Below are 17,209 nucleotides of genomic sequence, written 5' to 3' on the forward strand. Positions count from 1 at the left end.
TGCCGGCCCGCCCCGCCCGGCCGGCCCGGCCTCAGGCGGAGGTCAGGCGGTCGGGCAGGGTGCCGGTGACGAGGGTGGCGAGGGCGCTGTCGATGTCGGCCCCGAGGTACCAGTCGCCGGTGTGGTCGATGCTGTAGACCCGCCCCTGCGCGTCGATGGCGAGGACGGCCTGGCCGTCTCCTTCCTCGCCGAGGGGTGCGACCTCGGTTTCGAGGGCGCGTCCGAGGTCTCCCAAGGTGCGGGCGAGGTGGAGTCCGCTCAGAGGGTCGATGCGTACGGCCGCGGGCGCGATCTGGCGTCCGGGTGCGGTGGCGGCGATGCGCAGCCCGCCGAATTCGGCCCATGCCTCGACGGCCGCCGGGAAGACGGCGTGCTGGTGTCCGGCGGGTGAGGCGTGCGAGCGCAGGGCGTCGGCCCATTCCTCGGCCTGGCGGATGTCCCAGCGGCCGGGCTGCCAGCCGGCGGCGCGGAGCGCGGCGTCGACGGCGACGGGGAAGCGGGTGGTGCTGTGGCGGTCGTGGTGGGCCGGTCCGGCTTGTGCGGGGAGGTCGGTTCGGTCCTGCATGGGGGCGCGGTCAGCCCTTCTCGGCGGTGGTCGCCGTTCCGGTCGTGGTGAGGTCGACGGGACGGACGCCGAAGTGGGCGAGCATGACGGTGCAGGAGCGGCAGGGCGCCGCGTAGCTGCCGTGGAGGGGGTCGCCGTCCTCGCGGATGCGGCGTGCGGTGAGGCGGGCGTGCTTGAGGGAACGCCGGGCCTCGCCGTTGGTGAGGGGCTTGCGCTGGGCTCTCTTGGAGCGGCCGGTCTCGGCGGCGGTGAGGTGCCGGGACAGCAGTATGGCTTCGGGGCAGCGGCCGGTGAAGCGTTCGCGTTGTCCGGTGGGGAGGGTGTCGAGGAAGTCCTGGACGAGGTGGTGGAGTACGGGTGGCTGGTCGCCCTTGCCCGCGGTGCAGGTGAGGGTTTCGCCGCGTACGGACAGTGCTGCGGCGACCGCGGGCAGGATGCCGTCGCGGCGGTGGGTCAGCCGGGGGGTGTGGCCGGCCTCGTTGCTGCTCCAGGTGAGTCGGGGGTCCCCGGTCGTGACGGTGTGTGCCGAGTGTGCGGTGTGCATGGTGCTGTGTCCCTCCCGTGCCCGCAGCGGCTGCTGCCGAATGTGCACGCCCCCGTGTATGCGGGTGACAGCCTGCCAAATGTGTCGGGTCCTGTGAAAGCGGGGTCGCTGAAACGTGTCTGCGTGTCGCGATTCAGTGGCCCGTTTGTCGCTTGTCCGTCACGCTGTTGTGACCGTTGGTGACGGAAGTGGCCGGGGGGCACAGGGGCGGGGTCGGCGGCGGGCGCACCGCATAGGCTGTGTCCGGACCGCCCCCGTGGGCAGGTCGGTCCTCATCAGCCAGACGCAGCAGGGGGCAACCGCCATGACGACAGGTCGGCTCGGGCAGCAAGCCGCGCCACCGAATGCGGCCTACGCCGGGCAGCTCGTCCACTTCCCGGATCCGGTCCGGGCGTCCCGCCACCCCAGGGGTGTGCGCATGGACGGGAACGGCTGTCCGGACTTCGCGCCGTACGCGCGTGCCGCCGCTGAGATCGCCGAGCCTCCGCAGGGGTTCGGTGTCGACGAACTCCGGCTCACGGACTACGTGTCGGCGAACGCGGCCCTGGCGGCCAGCGGGCACGAGCTGTGGGGGACGATTCCCGCGGTGGCCACTCCGCACGGCTGGACGTGGCACCACGTGCCCGGGGGGCGGCGGATGGAGCTCGTCCCGGTCGAGGTGAAGGCGCTGCTCCGGCACCACGGCGGACTGGCGACGACCGCGGTGGACCAGAACAAGCGGGGCACGCGTCCGCTGCAGGAGACCCGGCCCGCGCACTTCCGGCTGCCGAAGGGCGCCGTGGCGGTGAGCGAGCAGCAGATCCAGGGCGTCGAGGAGGACCTCGGCTACCGGCTGCCCGGTGCCTATCGCTCGTTCCTGAAGGCGGCGGGCGGTTCGGCTCCGGTCGGGGCCGCGCTCGACGCCGAGCTCGGCCTGCTGGTCGATCAGCCCTTCTTCACGGTGCGTGAGGAAGCTGGCGTGAACGACCTGGTGTACGTGAACAAGTGTTTGCGGGATCACCTGACGAAGGACTATCTGGGGGTCGCCTTCGTCCAGGGCGGCATCCTCGCGGTGAAGGTCCGGGGCGAGGGCGTGGGTTCGGTCTGGTTCTGCGCCTACGACGACGCGCGTGACCGGGACGGCTGGAGCGTGCAGGAACGGGTGGAGCGGCTGCTGCTGCCGTGCGGCGCCGACTTCGACGCGTTCCTCGAGCGGCTCGCCGGGAATCCGCCGGAGTTGGAGACGGTGGCGAACCTGATGGTGGACGGCGGCTTCGCGCACGCCGTCCCGGTGGAGGGGTGAGCGCGATGGTGACCTTTGCGCAGGCGCAGGAGCGTGCGGACGAGTGGGTCAACGGTGACGTTCCCGCGTATCAGCACCGGGAGGTGCGGGTGCGCGAGTTCGAGCTGGGCTTCGTGGTCTGGGCCGAGGACCGTGCCGAGGGCCCGGTGTCGGACGGTGGCCGCCAGCGGCTGGTGATCGCCCGGGACAGTGGCGAGGCGACGCTGTGGCCGGGGTTGCCGGTGGGTGAGGTGATCCGGCGGTACGAGGAGGAGTACGGGTCCTTGGACGCCGCGCCGTCGGCCCCCGAGCCGCCGCAGCGCATCGATCTGAATCAGACGTCGTTTTTGTTGAGCCCGCCGGAGTGGCTCCAGGAGGCGGCGGACAAGCTGGGCATCCCCGACCGGCGTGCGGAGGCGGAACCGGCCGCGCAGGCGGCGCCGCCCGCGCAGGGCGGGCCGGTTCCGTACGAGCCGACGGCTTCCCCGGGCGTCCGGGCGTCCGTGCCGCAGCCGCCTGCCGGGGCCACTCCGTGGGCGGGGACCGATACCAACGCGGGGTCCGACGAGGGTGAAGTGGCGCTGCCGGCCACGGTGTTCGCGCCGCCGCTGTCGGGCGCCGACGACGAGGAGGCGCCGCCGCGCGTGGTGTCCGCCGATGCCCCGACGGCGCTGATGTCGGGCGGCAGCCAGTTGCCGGCGACGGCGATCGTCCCGGGCCTGAGCCCGCAGGGCCCCGCCGCCCCGGCCGGGCCCGTGCCCGGCGGTCCCGTGCCTGGGGCTCCGGCGCCGGGCCGCCCGGCGGGTCCGGGGCCCGGTTCGCGTTCCGGCCCCGGTGACATCTCGGACGAGGCGACGAGCAAGGCGGTCGTTCCGCCGCGCGGTGCGCGGGGCGCAGGCGCGACGCCTCCCCCGCCGCCGGGTGCGCCCGGTACGCCGGGCGCCCGGCCGGGTGCGCCCCTGCCGCCGCCCTCGGGGCCGGGGACGCCGGGTGCTCCGGCAGGCGGGTACGTGCCGACGCAGCTCGTGTCGCAGCTGGGTCCGCCCGGCGCGCCGCAGCCCCCCGGTCCGCCGGCGCCGCCCGCGCCGCCCGGTTCCACGCCGCCGCCCGGTGGTGGTGATGTGCACCATGCGGCGACGATGTTCGCCGATCCGGGCCCGGCCGGGCCGTCGGCTCCGAGGCCGCCGGGCCCGCCCGGTGCGCCGCAGCCTCCGGGTCCGCCCGGGGCCCCTGGCATGCCGCAGCCGCCGCCGGGTTCCACGCCGCCGCCCGCCGGTGGCGGTGTCCACCATGCGGCGACGATGCTCGCCGGTCCGGGGCCGGTCGGGCCGTCGGCTCCGCAGCCGCCCGGTCCGCCTGGTCCTCCCGGTGCGCCGATGGGCCCGGGCGGTTCGCTCGGCGGGGCCCCCGGTCCCGTACCGCCGCTGGGGCACACGCCGCCGCCCGCGTACGGGTATCCGCAGGCTCCGGCGGGTCAGCCGACCGTCGGCCCGGGCTACCAGGCCGTGCTGCGGTATCGCGGGCCGGACGGCAGCGAACAGCAGCTGATCCGTCGTTCGGCGCCGGGCACTCCGCACCCCGAGTGGCAGATGCTGCACGAGTTGCGGGCGATGAACGTGCCGCCGCAGCAGGTCATCGAGCTGCACACGGAACTGGAGTCGTGTGAGCTGCCGGGTGGTTACTGCGCCCGGATGATCCGTGAGACGTGGCCGCAGGTGCGGATCACGAGTGTCGCGCCGTACGGGACGGACCACGCGAGCCGCCAGCAGGGCATGCGGCATCTGCTGACGCATCAGGGCGAGCTGCATCAGGTCGCGGACGGCCCTGCGCGGCCGGCGCCGGTGCGGGCTCCGTTGCCGCAGGTGCCGCCGGCGATGCCGGTGCCGCCGGAGGCGATCGCCGAGGAGATGCTCCAGACCTTCGGCCCGCAGGGGGTGCTGCGCTTCGATCAGCGTGCGGTGTCCCGGCAGGGCGTACCGGAGATCGTGGCGAGGACGCTGGTGTGGGCGGGTCTGCCCGCCGACTTCGGGCCGTTCTTCTGGGCGCAGCCCGGTCAGCCGGTGATCCCCACGCTGGCGGAGCTGGCGGCGCAGCGGCAGGTGCAGGCGGCTCCTGACGCGGGGTCGTATCTGGTGATGGGTTCGGACTTCGGCCGTGCCGTCTGTGTCCAGTACGGGACGGCGAACATCGTGGCCGTGCCGGTGGAGGCGGGGCCGGGCGGGCAGTCGGTGCCGCCGCAGTTCGTCAACACGGGGCTGCCGGAGTTCGCGCGCTCGATGGCGTTGCTGGGCCGGATGTGGCGGCTGCGGTTCGGGTTGAATCCCGAGCAGGCGGGTCGTTGGACGGTCGATTTCCAGGCGCAGTTGGTGGCGATCGATCCGGCGGCGCTGGCGTCGCCGGAGAGCTGGTGGTCGGTGCTGCTGGAGCAGATGTGGGACGGCCTGATCTGACGCTCGCGTCTGCGCGTGGGTCCTGAGGTGTGGCGCCTCTCCTCTTCGGGGGAGGGGCGCCACACCTTTTCTGCGGCCTGTGATGCCTGTCGCTTCCGTCCGGAAAGCAGCGAAGCGATTCGGACTTCTTGGCCAATTGCCGCATCCTTGGCGTATTGATCGGTGGTCGGAGAGTCGGAAAGAGGCGTCAAGGATGAGTGCTGCACCGGTGTCCGGACACGGCTTCGCAGGCGTCCGCGGGCGTGGGTACCGTCCGGAGCAGGTGGACCGGGTGGTGGCCGCGCTGTCGGCGGAGCTGGACGGGGCGCGGGAGCAGGAGACGCGGCTGACGGCGCTGGCGGAGCGGTTGGCGGCCGAGTCGGCCCGGCTGGACGAGGTGGTCGCCGGGCTGGCCCCGCAGGACTACGCCTCGTTGGGGGAGCGGGCGCAGCGGATCCTGGCGTTGGCCGAGGGCGAGGCGGAGGCCCTCCGGGCGGCCGCCGCGGAGGAGGCGCAGGCGCTGGCGGACGAGGCGGACGCGGCGGCGCGGGCCTTGCGCGAGTCCGCGCGGGCCGATGCCGAGGCGATGCGCGCGGCGGCGACGAGCCACGCCGAGCAGGTGCTGGCCGCCGCCGGGGGCACGGCAGCCGAGGTGCTGGCCGCGGCCCGGCTGGAGGCCGCGGGGCTGCGCGAGGAGGCGGAGGCCGCGATGGCGGCGACCGTGAGCCGTACGGCGAGTGTGCTGGCGCATCAGGAGCAGGAGCACGGTGAGCGCTGGAAGGCGGCCGAGCAGGAGCTGGCGGACGCGGAGGCGGCGCAGGCGGCCGAGCATGCCGAGCTGATGGAGCGGGCGGAGGCCGGTCTTGCCGCAGCGCGGCGCGCGCTGGCCGAGGCCGAGGAGGCCGCGCGTCACGGTCAGGAGGACGCGGAGGCGCGGGGTGCCGAGCTGGTGGCGGAGGCCCGCGTGCGCGAGGAGCGGGTGGTGCGGGAGACGGAGCGCATTCTGCGGGAGCACGAGGAGGGGCGCGAGGAGGTGCAGGCGCATATGGCGCATGTGCGGAACTCGCTGGCGGCGCTGACCGGGCGGGTGGCTCCGGCGGAGGACTGAGGGCCCGCTCGCACCGGCCCGGAGGTTCGCGTACGCACGGTCCTCGGACTCCCGCGATCTGCGGGAGTCCGAGGACCGCGGGCGTTGAACGGGCCGTTCCCGTGCCCGGCGCCGGCAGCGCGGCGACCCCCCACGACGCCACCGCCCTCGGGCAGGACGCGGGCGCCGCAGCCGCAGCGCGCTGCCGCTGACCGCCGCTCCGGCCGGCAGCCACTGTGCCGGCGTCGGAGCGGCGGTGCGAGGCATCGTCCGCCGTCCCGACGGGCTGGTCCGATGCGCTCCCGGCCTCGGCTGGTCGGGCAGCGCGTAGGCGTGCGCGAGACGTGCGGCGCGGAGACGTGCGGCGCGGAGACGTGCAGCTCGGAGACGTAGGGCGCGACGCGTGCAGCCCGGCGCCGCCTGGGGCCTGGTGGGCGGTGACTCGATTCCCCCTCCGATGTGCACGGGACACATGATGTGTATGACACATTAGGCATGTACGATGCACGTCGCTGTCCCGGTAGCCGGGACCACGACCCCAAGGAGCCCCTCCTCATGGATGCCCCCCAGCCGACAGCCAGATCCGGCGGCGTGGTCGCCACGCTGGCCTTCGCCGGCACCGTGGCGGCGGTCATGCAGACCCTGGTCACCCCGCTCATCGCCGAGCTCCCCCAGCTCCTGAACACGTCGTCCTCCAACGCCGCCTGGGTCATCACCGTCACTCTTCTGGTCTCGGCGGTCTGTGTGCCGGTCTCCGGCCGGCTGGGCGACCTGCTGGGCAAGCGCCGGATGCTGCTCGTGTGCTCGGTGCCGCTGGTCCTCGGCTCGGTGGTGTGCGCGCTCTCGTCCACCGTCGTCCCCATGATCGTCGGCCGCGGTCTCCAGGGCATGGGCATGGGGATGGTGCCGCTCGGCATCGCCCTGCTGCGCGACGTGGTGCCGAAGGAGAAGCTGAGCTCCTCCATCGCGCTCGTCAGCGCCTCCCTCGGCATCGGTGGCGCCCTCGGCCTCCCGATCGCGTCCGCGGTCGCCCAGTACGCGAACTGGCGGGTGCTGTTCTGGGGCTCCGCGGCGCTGGCCCTCACCATCTCCGCACTGATCTGGTTCCTCATCCCGGACGTGCCGGCCGCCGCCAAAGGGCAGCGTTTCGACGTGCCCGGCGCCCTGGGTCTCGCCGTCGGCCTGGTCTGTCTGCTGCTCGCCGTCTCCAAGGGCGCCGAGTGGGGCTGGGCCTCCGCGACCACGACCGGCCTGTTCGCCGCCTCCGTCGTGGTCCTCCTCGCGTGGGGCTTCTGGGAGCTGCGCACCGAGGACCCGCTGGTCGACCTGCGGACCACGGCCCGCCCCCGCGTGCTCATCACCAACCTGGCGTCGCTCTTCGTCGGCTTCGGCATGTACGCCGGCATGCTGATCGCGCCGCAGCTGCTGCAGTTCCCCGAGGCCACCGGCTACGGCCTGGGCCAGTCGATGCTCCAGGCGGGCCTGTGGATGGCTCCGGGCGGCATCATGATGATGATCGTGTCCCCGTTCGGCGGAAAGCTCACCGACGCCCGCGGTCCGAAGTTCACGCTGATCTCCGGTGTGCTGGTCATCGCCGCCGCCTACGGCCTGGGGGTCGTCCTGATGGGCTCCGCGTGGGGCCTGATGCTGTTCCTCATGGTCAGCAGCAGTGGTGTCGGCCTCGCGTACGGGGCGATGCCCGCCCTCATCATGAGTGCGGTCCCCGCCTCCGAGACGGCCGCCGCCAACGGGTTCAACACCCTCATGCGCGCCCTGGGCACGTCGATCGGCGCCGCCGTCATCGGCGCGGTCCTCGCCCAGATGACCACGGAGACGGCCGGCTTCACCTTCACCTCCGAGGCCGGGTTCCGTACCGGCCTGATGGTCGGCTGCGGTGTGGCCCTCGTCGCCGTGCTGATCTCGGCGTTCATCCCGGCCGTGCGCGGTTCCTCCACCGCCGGCGAGAAGGCCGAGGCGACCGCCGCCCCGGAGGCGGCCACGGCCCGGAGCTGATCCTCCCCCGCCCGACCGCCCGGTGCAGGCCCCGGCGAGGGCAGGCGCCGGGCGTCAGGGCGCGTACGGGCGCAGTGCCGCGGACGCGTGTTCCAGAGCCCGCACCAGGGCGGTGATCTCCGTGCGGGCGCGGCGGTGGCCGAGCGTGGCCACGCCGATGTGCCGGGCCGGAGCCGGCGGCCTGACCGGGACGGTGCACAGGCCGGGTACCTCCGGGGCCAGCGCGATGGACGGGATCAGGGAGACGCCCATGTGCGCGGCGACGAGTGAGCGGGCGAAGAAGTAGTCGGTCGTCGTGCCGCGCACCTCGGGGTCGAAGCCCGCCTGCCCGGCGTAACGGCGCAGATACGCCTCGGTCCTGAGGCATCCGAGCACCCACGGTTCGCCCGCCAGCTCGGCCAGGTCGAGCGTCTCGCGGCCGGCCAGGCGATGCCCCTGCGGCAGGACGACGTGCAGCGGGTCGTCCAGGAGCGGGGTCCACTCCAGGGCGGGGCCGCCGCCCCGCTGTCCGGGCAGGGGGCCGTCGAAGTGGTAGGCGAGCGCCAGGTCCACCGCCCCCTGGCGGAGCAGGGGGAGGCTGTCCTCGGGCTCGTACTCCCTGACGTGCAGGACGGTGCCGGGGTGGGCCGCCGTGAGTGCGGTGAGGGCGCCGGGCAGCAGCAGTCTGCCTCCGCTGGTGAACGTGGCGACGGTGAGCTGGACGCGGCCCGTGCCGAGCTCGGAGACCTGCCGCCTCGCGTGCTCGATCTCGGCGGCGACCGACTCGGCCGCACCGACCATGATCCGGCCCGCCGGAGTCAGGGTGACTCCGCGGGTGCTGCGGGTGACGACCTGGGAGCCGAGGCCGCGCTCCAGGGCGGCCACGTGCTGCGAGACGGCCGAGGGGGTGAGGCGCAGGACGGCCGCCGCCCGGTTGAAACTGCCGTGCTCCGCCACCGCCCGCAGCACCCTGAGCCGCTGCACATCGATCAACAGTTTTCCTTACGACGCAACCAGTAAGCGGGCAGTTCTGCTGGCGACGGTACGACTCCACGATGGGGACATGCAACGGATCTGCGTCATCGGCGGTAGCCGGTACTTCGGAAAGCTCCTGGTGCAGCGGCTTCACGCCGCCGGGCACCGGGTCACGGTCGTCAACCGCGGCTCCGCCCCGCCCCCGCCGGGCGTCGAGCACCTCGTCGCCGACCGGGACGACGAGGCCGCCCTCGCCGCCGCGCTCGGCACGCGTACGTTCGACGTGGTCATCGACCAGGTCTGCTACACGCCGGTGCAGGCCGGGATCGCGGTCCGCGTCTTCTCCGGGCGCACCCGGCGGTACGTCATGACCTCGACCATCGAGGTCTACGATCCGGCGACCGCCGTACTGCCGGCCGCCGCGCGGAACACCCCGGTGCCGGAGGAGCGCGTCGACCCGGCCGCCTGGCGGGTGCGGACGGACCTGCCCTGGCACGACGAGGCGTACCTGGAGGCCCACTACGCCGAGGGGAAGCGACAGGCCGAGGCCGTCTTCACCCGGGACGGCCGGTTCGGCTTCGCCTCCGTGCGCAGCGCCCACGTACTCGGAGGCGGAGCCCGGGAGTTCACCGGCCGGCTGGCGCACTACGCCGACCGCCTCGCCCGGGGCGCGGAGATCGTCGTGCACGCGCGGGAGCTGCCCACGGTGTTCATCCACTACGAGGAGCTGGCGGACCTGCTGCTGTGGGCGGCGACGGCCACCGGCTTCACCGGCCCGTTGAACGCCTGCTCCGACGGTCTGCTCGACGTGCGGGACATCGCCGCCGCCGTCGCCGCGGAAGCCGGGCGCCGGCCCGTGTACCGGACGGCGTCCGCGGGCGAGCGGGCCGGGCCGTTCTCCTTCGACCGGTACTACGCCATGAGCAACTCCCGTGCGAAGGAGCTGGGTTTCGTCTTCTCCCGCACCGCCGAGTGGCTGCCGCGCGCCGCCGCCGAAGCCGTCTCCGCCACCGCCCCGGCCCGAGGAGCGCACCGGGCATGAGGCAGCGCACCCTCGGGACCATCACGGTCGGCGCCGTCGGCCTGGGCGCCATGCCGCTCTCCATCGAAGGACGCCCGGACGAGCAGCGGGCCGTCGCCACCGTCCACGCCGCCCTCGACGCGTGCGTCACCCTCATCGACACGGCCGACAGCTACCACTGGCACGCCGGCGAGAGCGGCCACAACGAACGCCTCATAGCCCGCGCGCTGCGTCTCTACGGCGGAGACACCTCGGACGTCCTCGTCGCCACGAAGGGCGGCCGCGGGCGGCCGGGCGACGGAAGCTGGACGGTCACCGGCACCCCCGGACACCTCAAGCGCGCCGCCGAGGCCTCGGCGGGGCGGCTGGGCGTCGAGGCGATCGGCCTCTACCAGCTGCACAAGCCGGACCCGGCCGTCCCCTGGGCCGAATCCGTCGGGGCGTTGCGCGATCTGCTCGACGCCGGCACGATCCGGTCCGCCGGAATCTCCAACGTGACCACCGATCAGATCCGCGAGGCGCACGCGATCCTCGGTGACGGCCTGGTCTCCGTACAGAACCAGTACTCGCCCGCCGTCCGCGACAGCGAACCCGCGCTCCGGCTGAGTACGCGACTGGGCCTGGCGTTCCTGCCGTGGAGCCCGCTGGGCGGCATCTCCCGCAGCTCACTCGACGGACCCGCGGGGCCGCCCTCCGCGGGAACCGCCTTCCACGCCATCGCGGCCGAGCGCGGGATCAGCCCGCAACGGGTCGCCCTCGCCTGGCTTTTGGCCTGCTCTCCGGCGGTCATCCCGGTGCCGGGGGCCAGCCGCCCGGCATCGGTCCAGGACTCGGCCGGGGCGGCGGAGATCCTGCTGAGCGAGGCGGAGAGGGCGCGCCTCGGTGCCGTACTCGCCTAGCGCGGCGCCTCATCCGGACACCGGCGGCCGCACCAGTGCGTGGCGCCGGGCCCAGGCGTCGATCGCCGCGGCCAGTTCCTCGGGGCGGTCCTCCGGGGAGTGGTGGCCGGCCGGACCGTGGCGGGAGACCTCCAGGCCGGCGATGTTCTCCTCGCACCAGGCCACCGCTCCGGGGCCGGTCATCGCGCCCGGCCCCGGGTCGAACGCGGCGAGCAGCTTGGGGACTTCGGGGCTGGCGGCCAGCCAGGCGCCGTACCGTTCGACGCGCGCCACGACGTCCGCCGGCTCGCCGTCCAGCGGCATCATGCGCGTCCACGCCAGGATCGGGCGACGGCTGTCCGGGGTCGGGCACGGGCGCCGGTAGACGTCCAGGTCGGCGGGGTCGAGCGGGGTGGCGAGCGTGTCCGGGAGCCCTTCGACGAACAGTGACTGTTCCAGGATCATCGACTCACCCACCCCGGGAGTCCGGAGCAGGGTGAACAACTCCCGTCCGGCCGACGGGAACTCGTCGCCGGCCAGCGGCTTGAGGATCGTCTCGGTGAAGGCGAGCCCGCGGGCGGTGCCCGGGAGGCGGGCCGCGCGGTCGAAGGCGAGCGCACCGCCCCAGTCGTGGCCGACCAGGACGGCCTCGGCCAGGCCCAGCGCGTCGAACCAGGCGTCGAGGTGGCGGGCGTGGTCGTCGAAGGAGTAGGAGAGGCCGGGCTTCCCGGACTCGCCCATGCCGATCAGGTCGGGGGCCAGCAGCCGGCGCCCGGGCGCGACCACACCCGGCAGGACGTTGCGCCACAGGTGGGAGGAGGTGGGGTTGCCGTGCAGGAAGACGAACGGCAGCCCGTCGGGGTCGCCGGACTCGCGGTAGTGGATCGTGGTGCCGAGGACGGGAACGGTGGGCATCGGGGTGTCACATCGCTTTCGGGCCGGGGTGGTTCTGGTACGGGTCGGAGGCCGAGGCTCAGGACGCGGTCGACGGTGATCTCGACGACGACCAGGTCCGGCGGGGCGGGCGGGGCCGCGCGGTAGCGGGCGGTGTAACGGGCGACCGCCTCCGCCAGGCGCACGGGGTCGTCGCTGACCTCGGCCCGGCCTTCGAGGGTGATCCAGCGGAAGCCGTCCGCCTGGCAGAGCGCGACACGGGCCGCCGGGCCGCCCGCCGACACGTTGCGGGCCTTGCGGGCCCCCGCCCTCGTCGTCACCCGGGCCAGTCCGGTGGACGGGTCGAAGGTGAAGCGGACCGGTGCGACGTGCGGGGTCCGGTCCGGGCGCAGCGTGGTCAGGGTGGCGGTGCGGGGGAGGGCGAGGAATTCCAGGGCGGCGAAGCCCGGTCGGACGGCCGCCGGGCTCACTTCTTTCTCACGCCCTCGTTCCAGATGAGCTTGGCGATGTTCGGCTTCACGGCGGTGGTGATCACGCCCATGGCCGTACGGACGTAACGCCGCTCCTCCAGCTCGCGCAGCATGCTCGCGGCCAGGTCGGTGCGGGCGGTGAAGACGCCGTCGGCACTGACCGGCGCGGTGAGGTAGTCCGTGACGACGGGGTGCTCGAAGAGGCCCGAGGGGCGGCCGAGGGTCCAGTCGAGGCCGGTCGCGCGGATCACGTCCTCCATGCGGCGCATGTCCTCGTGGAGGGTGCGGCCCAGGCGCCGGTTCACCAGCGGGTCGAGCACATGGTTGAAGAAGTGCGCGCCGGTGGGGCGCCAGCCGGGGTCGGCGATGCTCGAACTGATGGCGAGCAGCCGCTTGACGCCGTGGCGGCCCATCGCGTCGGTGATGGCGGCGGCGCTCGCCGAGTACAGGGAGACGGCGTCCTTGCTGAAGCGGGCGCCCAGCGCGGACAGGACGGCGTCCGTGCCCTCGACCGCGGAGTCGACGGCCGTCGGGTCGGTGGCGTCGGCGACGGCCACGGTGAGGCCGGGGCGGGCCGGCAGGGAGCCGGGGCTCCGGGTCACGGCGACGACCTCGTGCCCGGCGGCGAGGGCCTGTGCGGTGAGGTGGCGGCCGGTCGGTCCGTTGGCGCCGAAGACTGCGATGCGCATGGTGGCTGGTCCTTCGTGGGGCGGCGGTGGGAACGCCCTTGACTGTGCCGATCGCGAAACGCAGGCTCAACGCTGATGAATAACGCCCTCCCCGCCCCCACCCGCCCCCGAGGCCGCCCTCCCGGCAATCCGCCGACCAGGGAGTCGATCGTCCCGGTGGCCCGTGCGCTGTTCCTGGAACGCGGCTACCGGGCCACGACGTTGCGTGCGGTGGCCGGGGCCGCCGGGGTCGACCCGGCGCTGATCGCCTACCACTTCGGCTCGAAGAAGGGCCTGTTCGCCGACGTGATGCAGTTCCAGTGCGCCGACGCGCTGGCGGTGGACGAGGTTCTGGGCGGTGACCCGGCCACGCTGCCGGGGCGGCTGGTCGACGCGGTGACGGACCTGTGGGAGGACGCCGACTTCCGCCGGCTCAGCACCCAGGGCGACGAGGCGACCGACGTGATCCGCGAATACCTGGAACGCGAGCTGCTGGCCCGGCTTGTTGAATTCCTGGGCGGCCGGGACGCGACCGCCCGCGCGACCGCCGTGGTGACGATCCTCGGCGGGCTCATCTACACCCGCTACCTCAACCCGCTCGCCACCCCCGCGGCCCTCACCCCGGCCGAGATGCGCACGGTCCTCACCCCGGCGCTGCGCGCGGCGCTGGCCCCGAGGCCGCGCACCGCGCGGTAGCGCCCCTGCGCTCCACCCCGGGGTGTGCACCCGAGGGGGCAGTCCCTGAGACGGGTGTGCACCCCCGGGTCCAGACCCCTAGGGGTGGCTCCCTACATCTGCCGAGGGGTCGTTCCTCCCGGCGGAGGACGCGTCCCGCCCCGCCTGCTCCGTAGCGTGGTCACGTACCGAGATTGCGGCAGACCGCAGGGGGCGGGGTGGGGAAAACCCCACCAGAAGACTGCGCTGGGCACCAGCGCGCCGGACCCCCTCCGGCAACCAGACTTCACATCAGAACGGCGACGACCCGTCGCCGCCCGACATAGGAGAAAAACCGTGACAACGGCTGTAACCATTCCCAGGCACGGGGGCACTGGAGGGCGTACGGCCGTCGCTGCGCGGGCGCGGCAGGTCGTCAAGGCGTACGGGGCCGGGGAGACCCGGGTCGTCGCGCTCGACCACGTCGACGTCGACATCGCCCGCGGGCAGTTCACGGCCATCATGGGCCCGTCCGGCTCCGGCAAGTCGACGCTGATGCACTGCCTCGCCGGTCTGGACACCGTGACCTCCGGGCAGATCCACCTCGCGGAGACCGAGATCACCGGGCTCAAGGACAAGAAGCTCACGCAGCTGCGCCGCGACCGCATCGGCTTCATCTTCCAGGCGTTCAACCTCCTGCCGACGCTGAACGCGCTGGAGAACATCACGCTGCCGATGGACATCGCGGGCCGCAAGCCGGACGCCGCCTGGCTGCGGCAGGTCGTGGAGACCGTCGGCCTCGCCGAGCGGCTCAAGCACCGGCCGACCGAGCTCTCCGGCGGCCAGCAGCAGCGCGTCGCCGTGGCGCGGGCGCTCGCCGCCCAGCCGGAGATCATCTTCGGTGACGAGCCGACGGGGAACCTGGACTCGCGGGCCGGCGCGGAGGTGCTGAGCTTCCTGCGCAAGTCCGTCGACGAGCTCGGCCAGACGATCGTCATGGTCACCCATGACCCCGTCGCCGCCTCCTACGCCGACCGGGTGCTGTACCTCGCGGACGGGCGCATCGTCGACGAGATGCTCAACCCGACCGCCGACCAGGTGCTGGACCGCATGAAGGACTTCGACGCGCGCGGGCGGACGTCATGACCGTCTGGAAGACCTCGATGCGCAACTTCTTCGCGCACAAGGGACGCATGGCGCTGTCCGCCGTCGCCGTCCTGCTGTCGGTGGCGTTCGTGTGCGGCACGCTCGTCTTCACCGACACGATGAACACCACGTTCGACAAGCTGTTCGCGGCGACGGCGGCCGATGTCACCGTCAGCCCGAAGACCGCGAAGGTCGACGACATCCCCGAGAACGGCAAGCCGCAGTCGCTGCCCGCCTCCCTGATCGCCCAGGTCGAGAAGGCCGACGGGGTGAAGAAGGCCGAGGGCGCCATCTCCAGCTCGGCGGTCACAGTCGTCAACAGCGACAACGAGAACATGGGCTCCGACACGGGCGCCCCGACGCTCGCCGGCAACTGGACGCAGAACGAACTGCGATCGATGGAGATCACCTCCGGTCACGCCCCGCGCGGCCCGACCGAGGTCATGGTCGACGCCGACACCGCGGACAAGCACCACCTGAAGATCGGTGACGAACTGCGCACCATCGCGGTCACCGGAGACATCAGGGCCCGCATCAGCGGCATCGCCACCTTCAAGGTCACCAACCCGGGCGCGGCCATCGTCTACCTCGACACGGCCACCGCCCAGCGCAAGCTCCTCGGCAGCCCCGGCGTCTTCACCCAGATCTCCGTCACCGCCGAACAGGGCTTCAGCGACGCCCGGCTGAAGCAGAACGTCGCCGCCGCACTGGACGGCTCGGCCGCGTACAAGGTGCAGACCCAGAAGGAAGCCGCGGAGGCCAACAAGGACTCGATGGGCTCCTTCCTCGACGTGATGAAGTACGCGATGCTCGGCTTCGCCGGGATCGCCTTCCTCGTCGGCATCTTCCTCATCGTCAACACGTTCTCGATGCTGGTCGCCCAGCGGACCCGTGAGATCGGACTGATGCGGGCCATCGGCTCCAGCCGCAAGCAGGTCAACCGGTCCGTGCTCCTGGAAGCGGTGCTGCTGGGCATCGTCGGATCGATCCTGGGCGTCGCCGCCGGCGTCGGACTCGCCGTCGGGCTCATGAAGCTCATGGGCGCCCTGGGGATGGAGCTCTCCACGGAGGACCTCACCGTCGCCTGGACGACCCCCGCGATCGGTCTCGCGCTCGGCGTCATCGTCACCGTCCTCGCCGCCTACGTCCCGGCCCGCCGGGCCGGCAAGGTCTCCCCGATGGCCGCCCTGCGCGACGCCGGATCGCCGGCGGACGCCAAGTCGGGCTGGGTCCGCGCCGGACTCGGCCTGGTCCTCACCGGAGCGGGCGCCGCCGCCCTGTGGTCGACGACGCAGGCGGACAAGGCGAGCGACGGCTCGCTCTTCCTGGGCCTGGGCGTCGTCCTCACCCTCATCGGCTTCATCGTCATCGGACCGCTGCTCGCCGGGATCGTCGTACGGGCACTCAGCGTCGTCGTCCTGCGGCTGTTCGGCCCGGTCGGCCGGCTGGCCGAGCGCAACGCGCTGCGCAACCCGCGCCGGACCGGTGCGACCGGTGCGGCCCTGATGATCGGCCTGGCCCTGGTGGCGTGCCTGTCGGTGGTGGGCTCCTCCATGGTCGCCTCGGCCACGGAGGAGCTGGACAAGTCGGTGGGCGCGGACTTCATCGTGCAGTCGGGCACCCCCGGTCAGCTGATCGTGCCCCAGGCGGCGAAGGCCCTGGAGACCGCTCCCGGCATCGAGCACTTCACGCACTACAAGGTGCTCGGCGTCAAGCTCACCAACCCCGACGGCTCGACGACGGACGAGGACGTCACCGCCGCCGACCCGACCTACCAGCAGGACCTGCGGCGCGAGACCGTCGCCGGTGAGCTGAGCGCGGCGTACGGCGACAACGCCATGTCGGTCGGCGACGCATACGCCACCGCGCACGGCATCAAGGTCGGCGACACGATCACCGTCGCGTTCAAGGCGGGCGAGACGGCGAAGCTGAAGGTCGCCGCGATCACCTCGGACGAGACGAACGTGGACAAGGGTGCGATGTACCTGAACACCACGACCGCCGCCACGTACGTCCCCGCCGACAAGATGCCCCAGAACATGATCATGTTCGCCAAGGCGCAGGACGGCAAGGAGAAGGAGGCCTACGCCGCCCTGAAGGACTCGCTCCACGCGTACCCGACGTACAAGGTGCAGAATCAGGCCGACTTCAAGGAGGACCTGAAGGACCAGATCGGCCAGCTGCTGAACATCGTCTACGGCCTGCTCGCCCTGGCGATCATCGTCGCGGTGCTCGGGGTCGTGAACACCCTGGCCCTGTCGGTCGTCGAGCGGACCCGCGAGATCGGCCTGATGCGCGCCATCGGCCTCTCCCGCCGCCAGCTGCGCCGGATGATCCGGCTGGAGTCCGTCGTCATCGCCCTGTTCGGCGCCCTGCTCGGCCTCGGCCTGGGCATGGGCTGGGGCACCTCGGCCCAGAAGCTGCTGGCCCTGGAAGGGCTCGGCGTCCTGGAGATCCCGTGGCCGACCATCATCACGGTGTTCGTCGCCTCGGCCTTCGTCGGACTGTTCGCGGCGCTGGTCCCGGCCTTCCGGGCCGGTCGGATGAACGTGCTGAAGGCCATCGCCACCGACGGGTGAGCGGGCGGCCCGCATAGACTGACGGTTCCCGCCCCGGGGCGTTCCT

At 73.1% G+C, this 17,209-nt stretch carries 14 protein-coding genes and 1 pseudogene; 9 read left to right on the plus strand and 6 right to left on the minus strand.

Features of this window, described 5'->3' with window-relative positions; genetic code table 11:
• Positions 1-31: 31 nt before the first annotated feature.
• Positions 32-565, minus strand: coding sequence for an SUKH-3 domain-containing protein (locus E6R60_RS20595; RefSeq protein ID WP_136328067.1), 534 nt, complete (start codon positions 563-565; stop codon positions 32-34).
• 10 nt (positions 566-575) lie between these two features.
• Positions 576-1,109, minus strand: a complete 534-nt coding sequence (locus E6R60_RS20600) for a YwqJ-related putative deaminase (protein WP_136328068.1) — start codon at positions 1,107-1,109, stop codon at positions 576-578.
• A 304-nt stretch (positions 1,110-1,413) separates the two neighbouring features.
• Here E6R60_RS20600 and E6R60_RS20605 point away from each other — a divergent pair, with 304 nt between their 5' ends.
• The 4 genes from E6R60_RS20605 to E6R60_RS20620 all read left to right on the plus strand — a co-directional run bounded on the left by E6R60_RS20605 (position 1,414) and on the right by E6R60_RS20620 (position 7,899).
• Positions 1,414-2,391: an SMI1/KNR4 family protein gene (locus E6R60_RS20605; protein WP_136328069.1), complete on the plus strand. Its 978-nt coding sequence runs from the start codon at positions 1,414-1,416 to the stop codon at positions 2,389-2,391.
• Between the two features lie 5 nt (positions 2,392-2,396).
• On the plus strand, positions 2,397-4,820 hold the full coding sequence (locus E6R60_RS20610; RefSeq protein ID WP_136328070.1) for an SUKH-4 family immunity protein: 2,424 nt from the start codon (positions 2,397-2,399) through the stop codon (positions 4,818-4,820).
• Between the two features lie 193 nt (positions 4,821-5,013).
• Positions 5,014-5,907, plus strand: coding sequence for a cellulose-binding protein (locus E6R60_RS20615; protein WP_206309468.1), 894 nt, complete (start codon positions 5,014-5,016; stop codon positions 5,905-5,907).
• Positions 5,908-6,441: 534 nt separating this feature from the next.
• Entirely contained in the window at positions 6,442-7,899 is a 1,458-nt protein-coding gene (locus E6R60_RS20620; RefSeq protein ID WP_136328071.1) for an MFS transporter, read from the plus strand.
• A gap of 54 nt (positions 7,900-7,953) precedes the next feature.
• Here E6R60_RS20620 and E6R60_RS20625 read toward each other — a convergent pair whose 3' ends face one another.
• On the minus strand, positions 7,954-8,871 hold the full coding sequence (locus E6R60_RS20625) for a LysR family transcriptional regulator (protein ID WP_136328072.1): 918 nt from the start codon (positions 8,869-8,871) through the stop codon (positions 7,954-7,956).
• Positions 8,872-8,941: 70 nt separating this feature from the next.
• Between E6R60_RS20625 and E6R60_RS20630 the strand changes: the two genes are divergently transcribed.
• Both E6R60_RS20630 and E6R60_RS20635 read left to right on the plus strand, forming a co-directional pair.
• Positions 8,942-9,895 carry an NAD-dependent epimerase/dehydratase family protein gene (locus tag E6R60_RS20630; RefSeq protein ID WP_136328073.1) on the plus strand — a complete coding sequence of 318 codons (954 nt, stop codon included), beginning with the start codon at positions 8,942-8,944 and terminating at the stop codon, positions 9,893-9,895.
• Positions 9,892-10,773 carry an aldo/keto reductase gene (locus E6R60_RS20635; protein ID WP_136328074.1) on the plus strand — a complete coding sequence of 294 codons (882 nt, stop codon included), beginning with the start codon at positions 9,892-9,894 and terminating at the stop codon, positions 10,771-10,773. The genes E6R60_RS20630 and E6R60_RS20635 overlap by 4 nt, the downstream gene beginning before the upstream one ends.
• Positions 10,774-10,782: 9 nt before the next feature.
• On the opposite strand, the gene E6R60_RS20640 is transcribed toward E6R60_RS20635, so the two are convergent.
• From E6R60_RS20640 to E6R60_RS20650, 3 genes and pseudogenes are all read right to left on the minus strand, one after another.
• Positions 10,783-11,895, minus strand: coding sequence for a haloalkane dehalogenase (locus E6R60_RS20640; RefSeq protein ID WP_346766081.1), 1,113 nt, complete (start codon positions 11,893-11,895; stop codon positions 10,783-10,785).
• Positions 11,844-12,116: pseudogene (locus E6R60_RS20645) on the minus strand (pyridoxamine 5'-phosphate oxidase family protein); the annotation flags it as partial. The gene E6R60_RS20640 and the pseudogene E6R60_RS20645, both read right to left, overlap by 52 nt.
• Entirely contained in the window at positions 12,113-12,805 is a 693-nt protein-coding gene (locus E6R60_RS20650) for an NAD(P)H-binding protein (protein ID WP_136328076.1), read from the minus strand. The pseudogene E6R60_RS20645 and the gene E6R60_RS20650, both read right to left, overlap by 4 nt.
• Before the next feature lie 75 nt (positions 12,806-12,880).
• Here E6R60_RS20650 and E6R60_RS20655 point away from each other — a divergent pair, with 75 nt between their 5' ends.
• The 3 genes from E6R60_RS20655 to E6R60_RS20665 all read left to right on the plus strand — a co-directional run bounded on the left by E6R60_RS20655 (position 12,881) and on the right by E6R60_RS20665 (position 17,163).
• Positions 12,881-13,480 (plus strand): TetR/AcrR family transcriptional regulator, encoded by a 600-nt coding sequence (locus E6R60_RS20655; RefSeq protein ID WP_136328077.1) that lies wholly within the window; start codon positions 12,881-12,883, stop codon positions 13,478-13,480.
• A gap of 315 nt (positions 13,481-13,795) precedes the next feature.
• A complete protein-coding gene (locus E6R60_RS20660) occupies positions 13,796-14,584 on the plus strand; it encodes an ABC transporter ATP-binding protein (RefSeq protein WP_136328078.1) in 789 nt (262 codons plus the stop codon).
• On the plus strand, positions 14,581-17,163 hold the full coding sequence (locus tag E6R60_RS20665; RefSeq protein WP_136328079.1) for an FtsX-like permease family protein: 2,583 nt from the start codon (positions 14,581-14,583) through the stop codon (positions 17,161-17,163). Before E6R60_RS20660 ends, E6R60_RS20665 begins: the two co-directional genes overlap by 4 nt.
• Positions 17,164-17,209: the final 46 nt, after the last annotated feature.

Source organism: Streptomyces sp. A0642, assembly GCF_004795105.1.
GTDB lineage: Bacteria > Actinomycetota > Actinomycetes > Streptomycetales > Streptomycetaceae > Streptomyces.

Excerpts from the sequence above, each read along its gene's own strand:
- E6R60_RS20595 (WP_136328067.1), bottom strand. The coding sequence starts at position 565 with ATGCAGGACCGAACCGACCTCCCCGCACAAGCCGGACCGGCCCACCAC.
- E6R60_RS20600 (WP_136328068.1), bottom strand. The coding sequence starts at position 1,109 with ATGCACACCGCACACTCGGCACACACCGTCACGACCGGGGACCCCCGA.
- E6R60_RS20605 (WP_136328069.1), top strand. The coding sequence starts at position 1,414 with ATGACGACAGGTCGGCTCGGGCAGCAAGCCGCGCCACCGAATGCGGCC.
- E6R60_RS20610 (WP_136328070.1), top strand. The coding sequence starts at position 2,397 with ATGGTGACCTTTGCGCAGGCGCAGGAGCGTGCGGACGAGTGGGTCAAC.
- E6R60_RS20615 (WP_206309468.1), top strand. The coding sequence starts at position 5,014 with ATGAGTGCTGCACCGGTGTCCGGACACGGCTTCGCAGGCGTCCGCGGG.
- E6R60_RS20620 (WP_136328071.1), top strand. The coding sequence starts at position 6,442 with ATGGATGCCCCCCAGCCGACAGCCAGATCCGGCGGCGTGGTCGCCACG.
- E6R60_RS20630 (WP_136328073.1), top strand. The coding sequence starts at position 8,942 with ATGCAACGGATCTGCGTCATCGGCGGTAGCCGGTACTTCGGAAAGCTC.
- E6R60_RS20635 (WP_136328074.1), top strand. The coding sequence starts at position 9,892 with ATGAGGCAGCGCACCCTCGGGACCATCACGGTCGGCGCCGTCGGCCTG.
- E6R60_RS20650 (WP_136328076.1), bottom strand. The coding sequence starts at position 12,805 with ATGCGCATCGCAGTCTTCGGCGCCAACGGACCGACCGGCCGCCACCTC.
- E6R60_RS20655 (WP_136328077.1), top strand. The coding sequence starts at position 12,881 with ATGAATAACGCCCTCCCCGCCCCCACCCGCCCCCGAGGCCGCCCTCCC.
- E6R60_RS20665 (WP_136328079.1), top strand. The coding sequence starts at position 14,581 with ATGACCGTCTGGAAGACCTCGATGCGCAACTTCTTCGCGCACAAGGGA.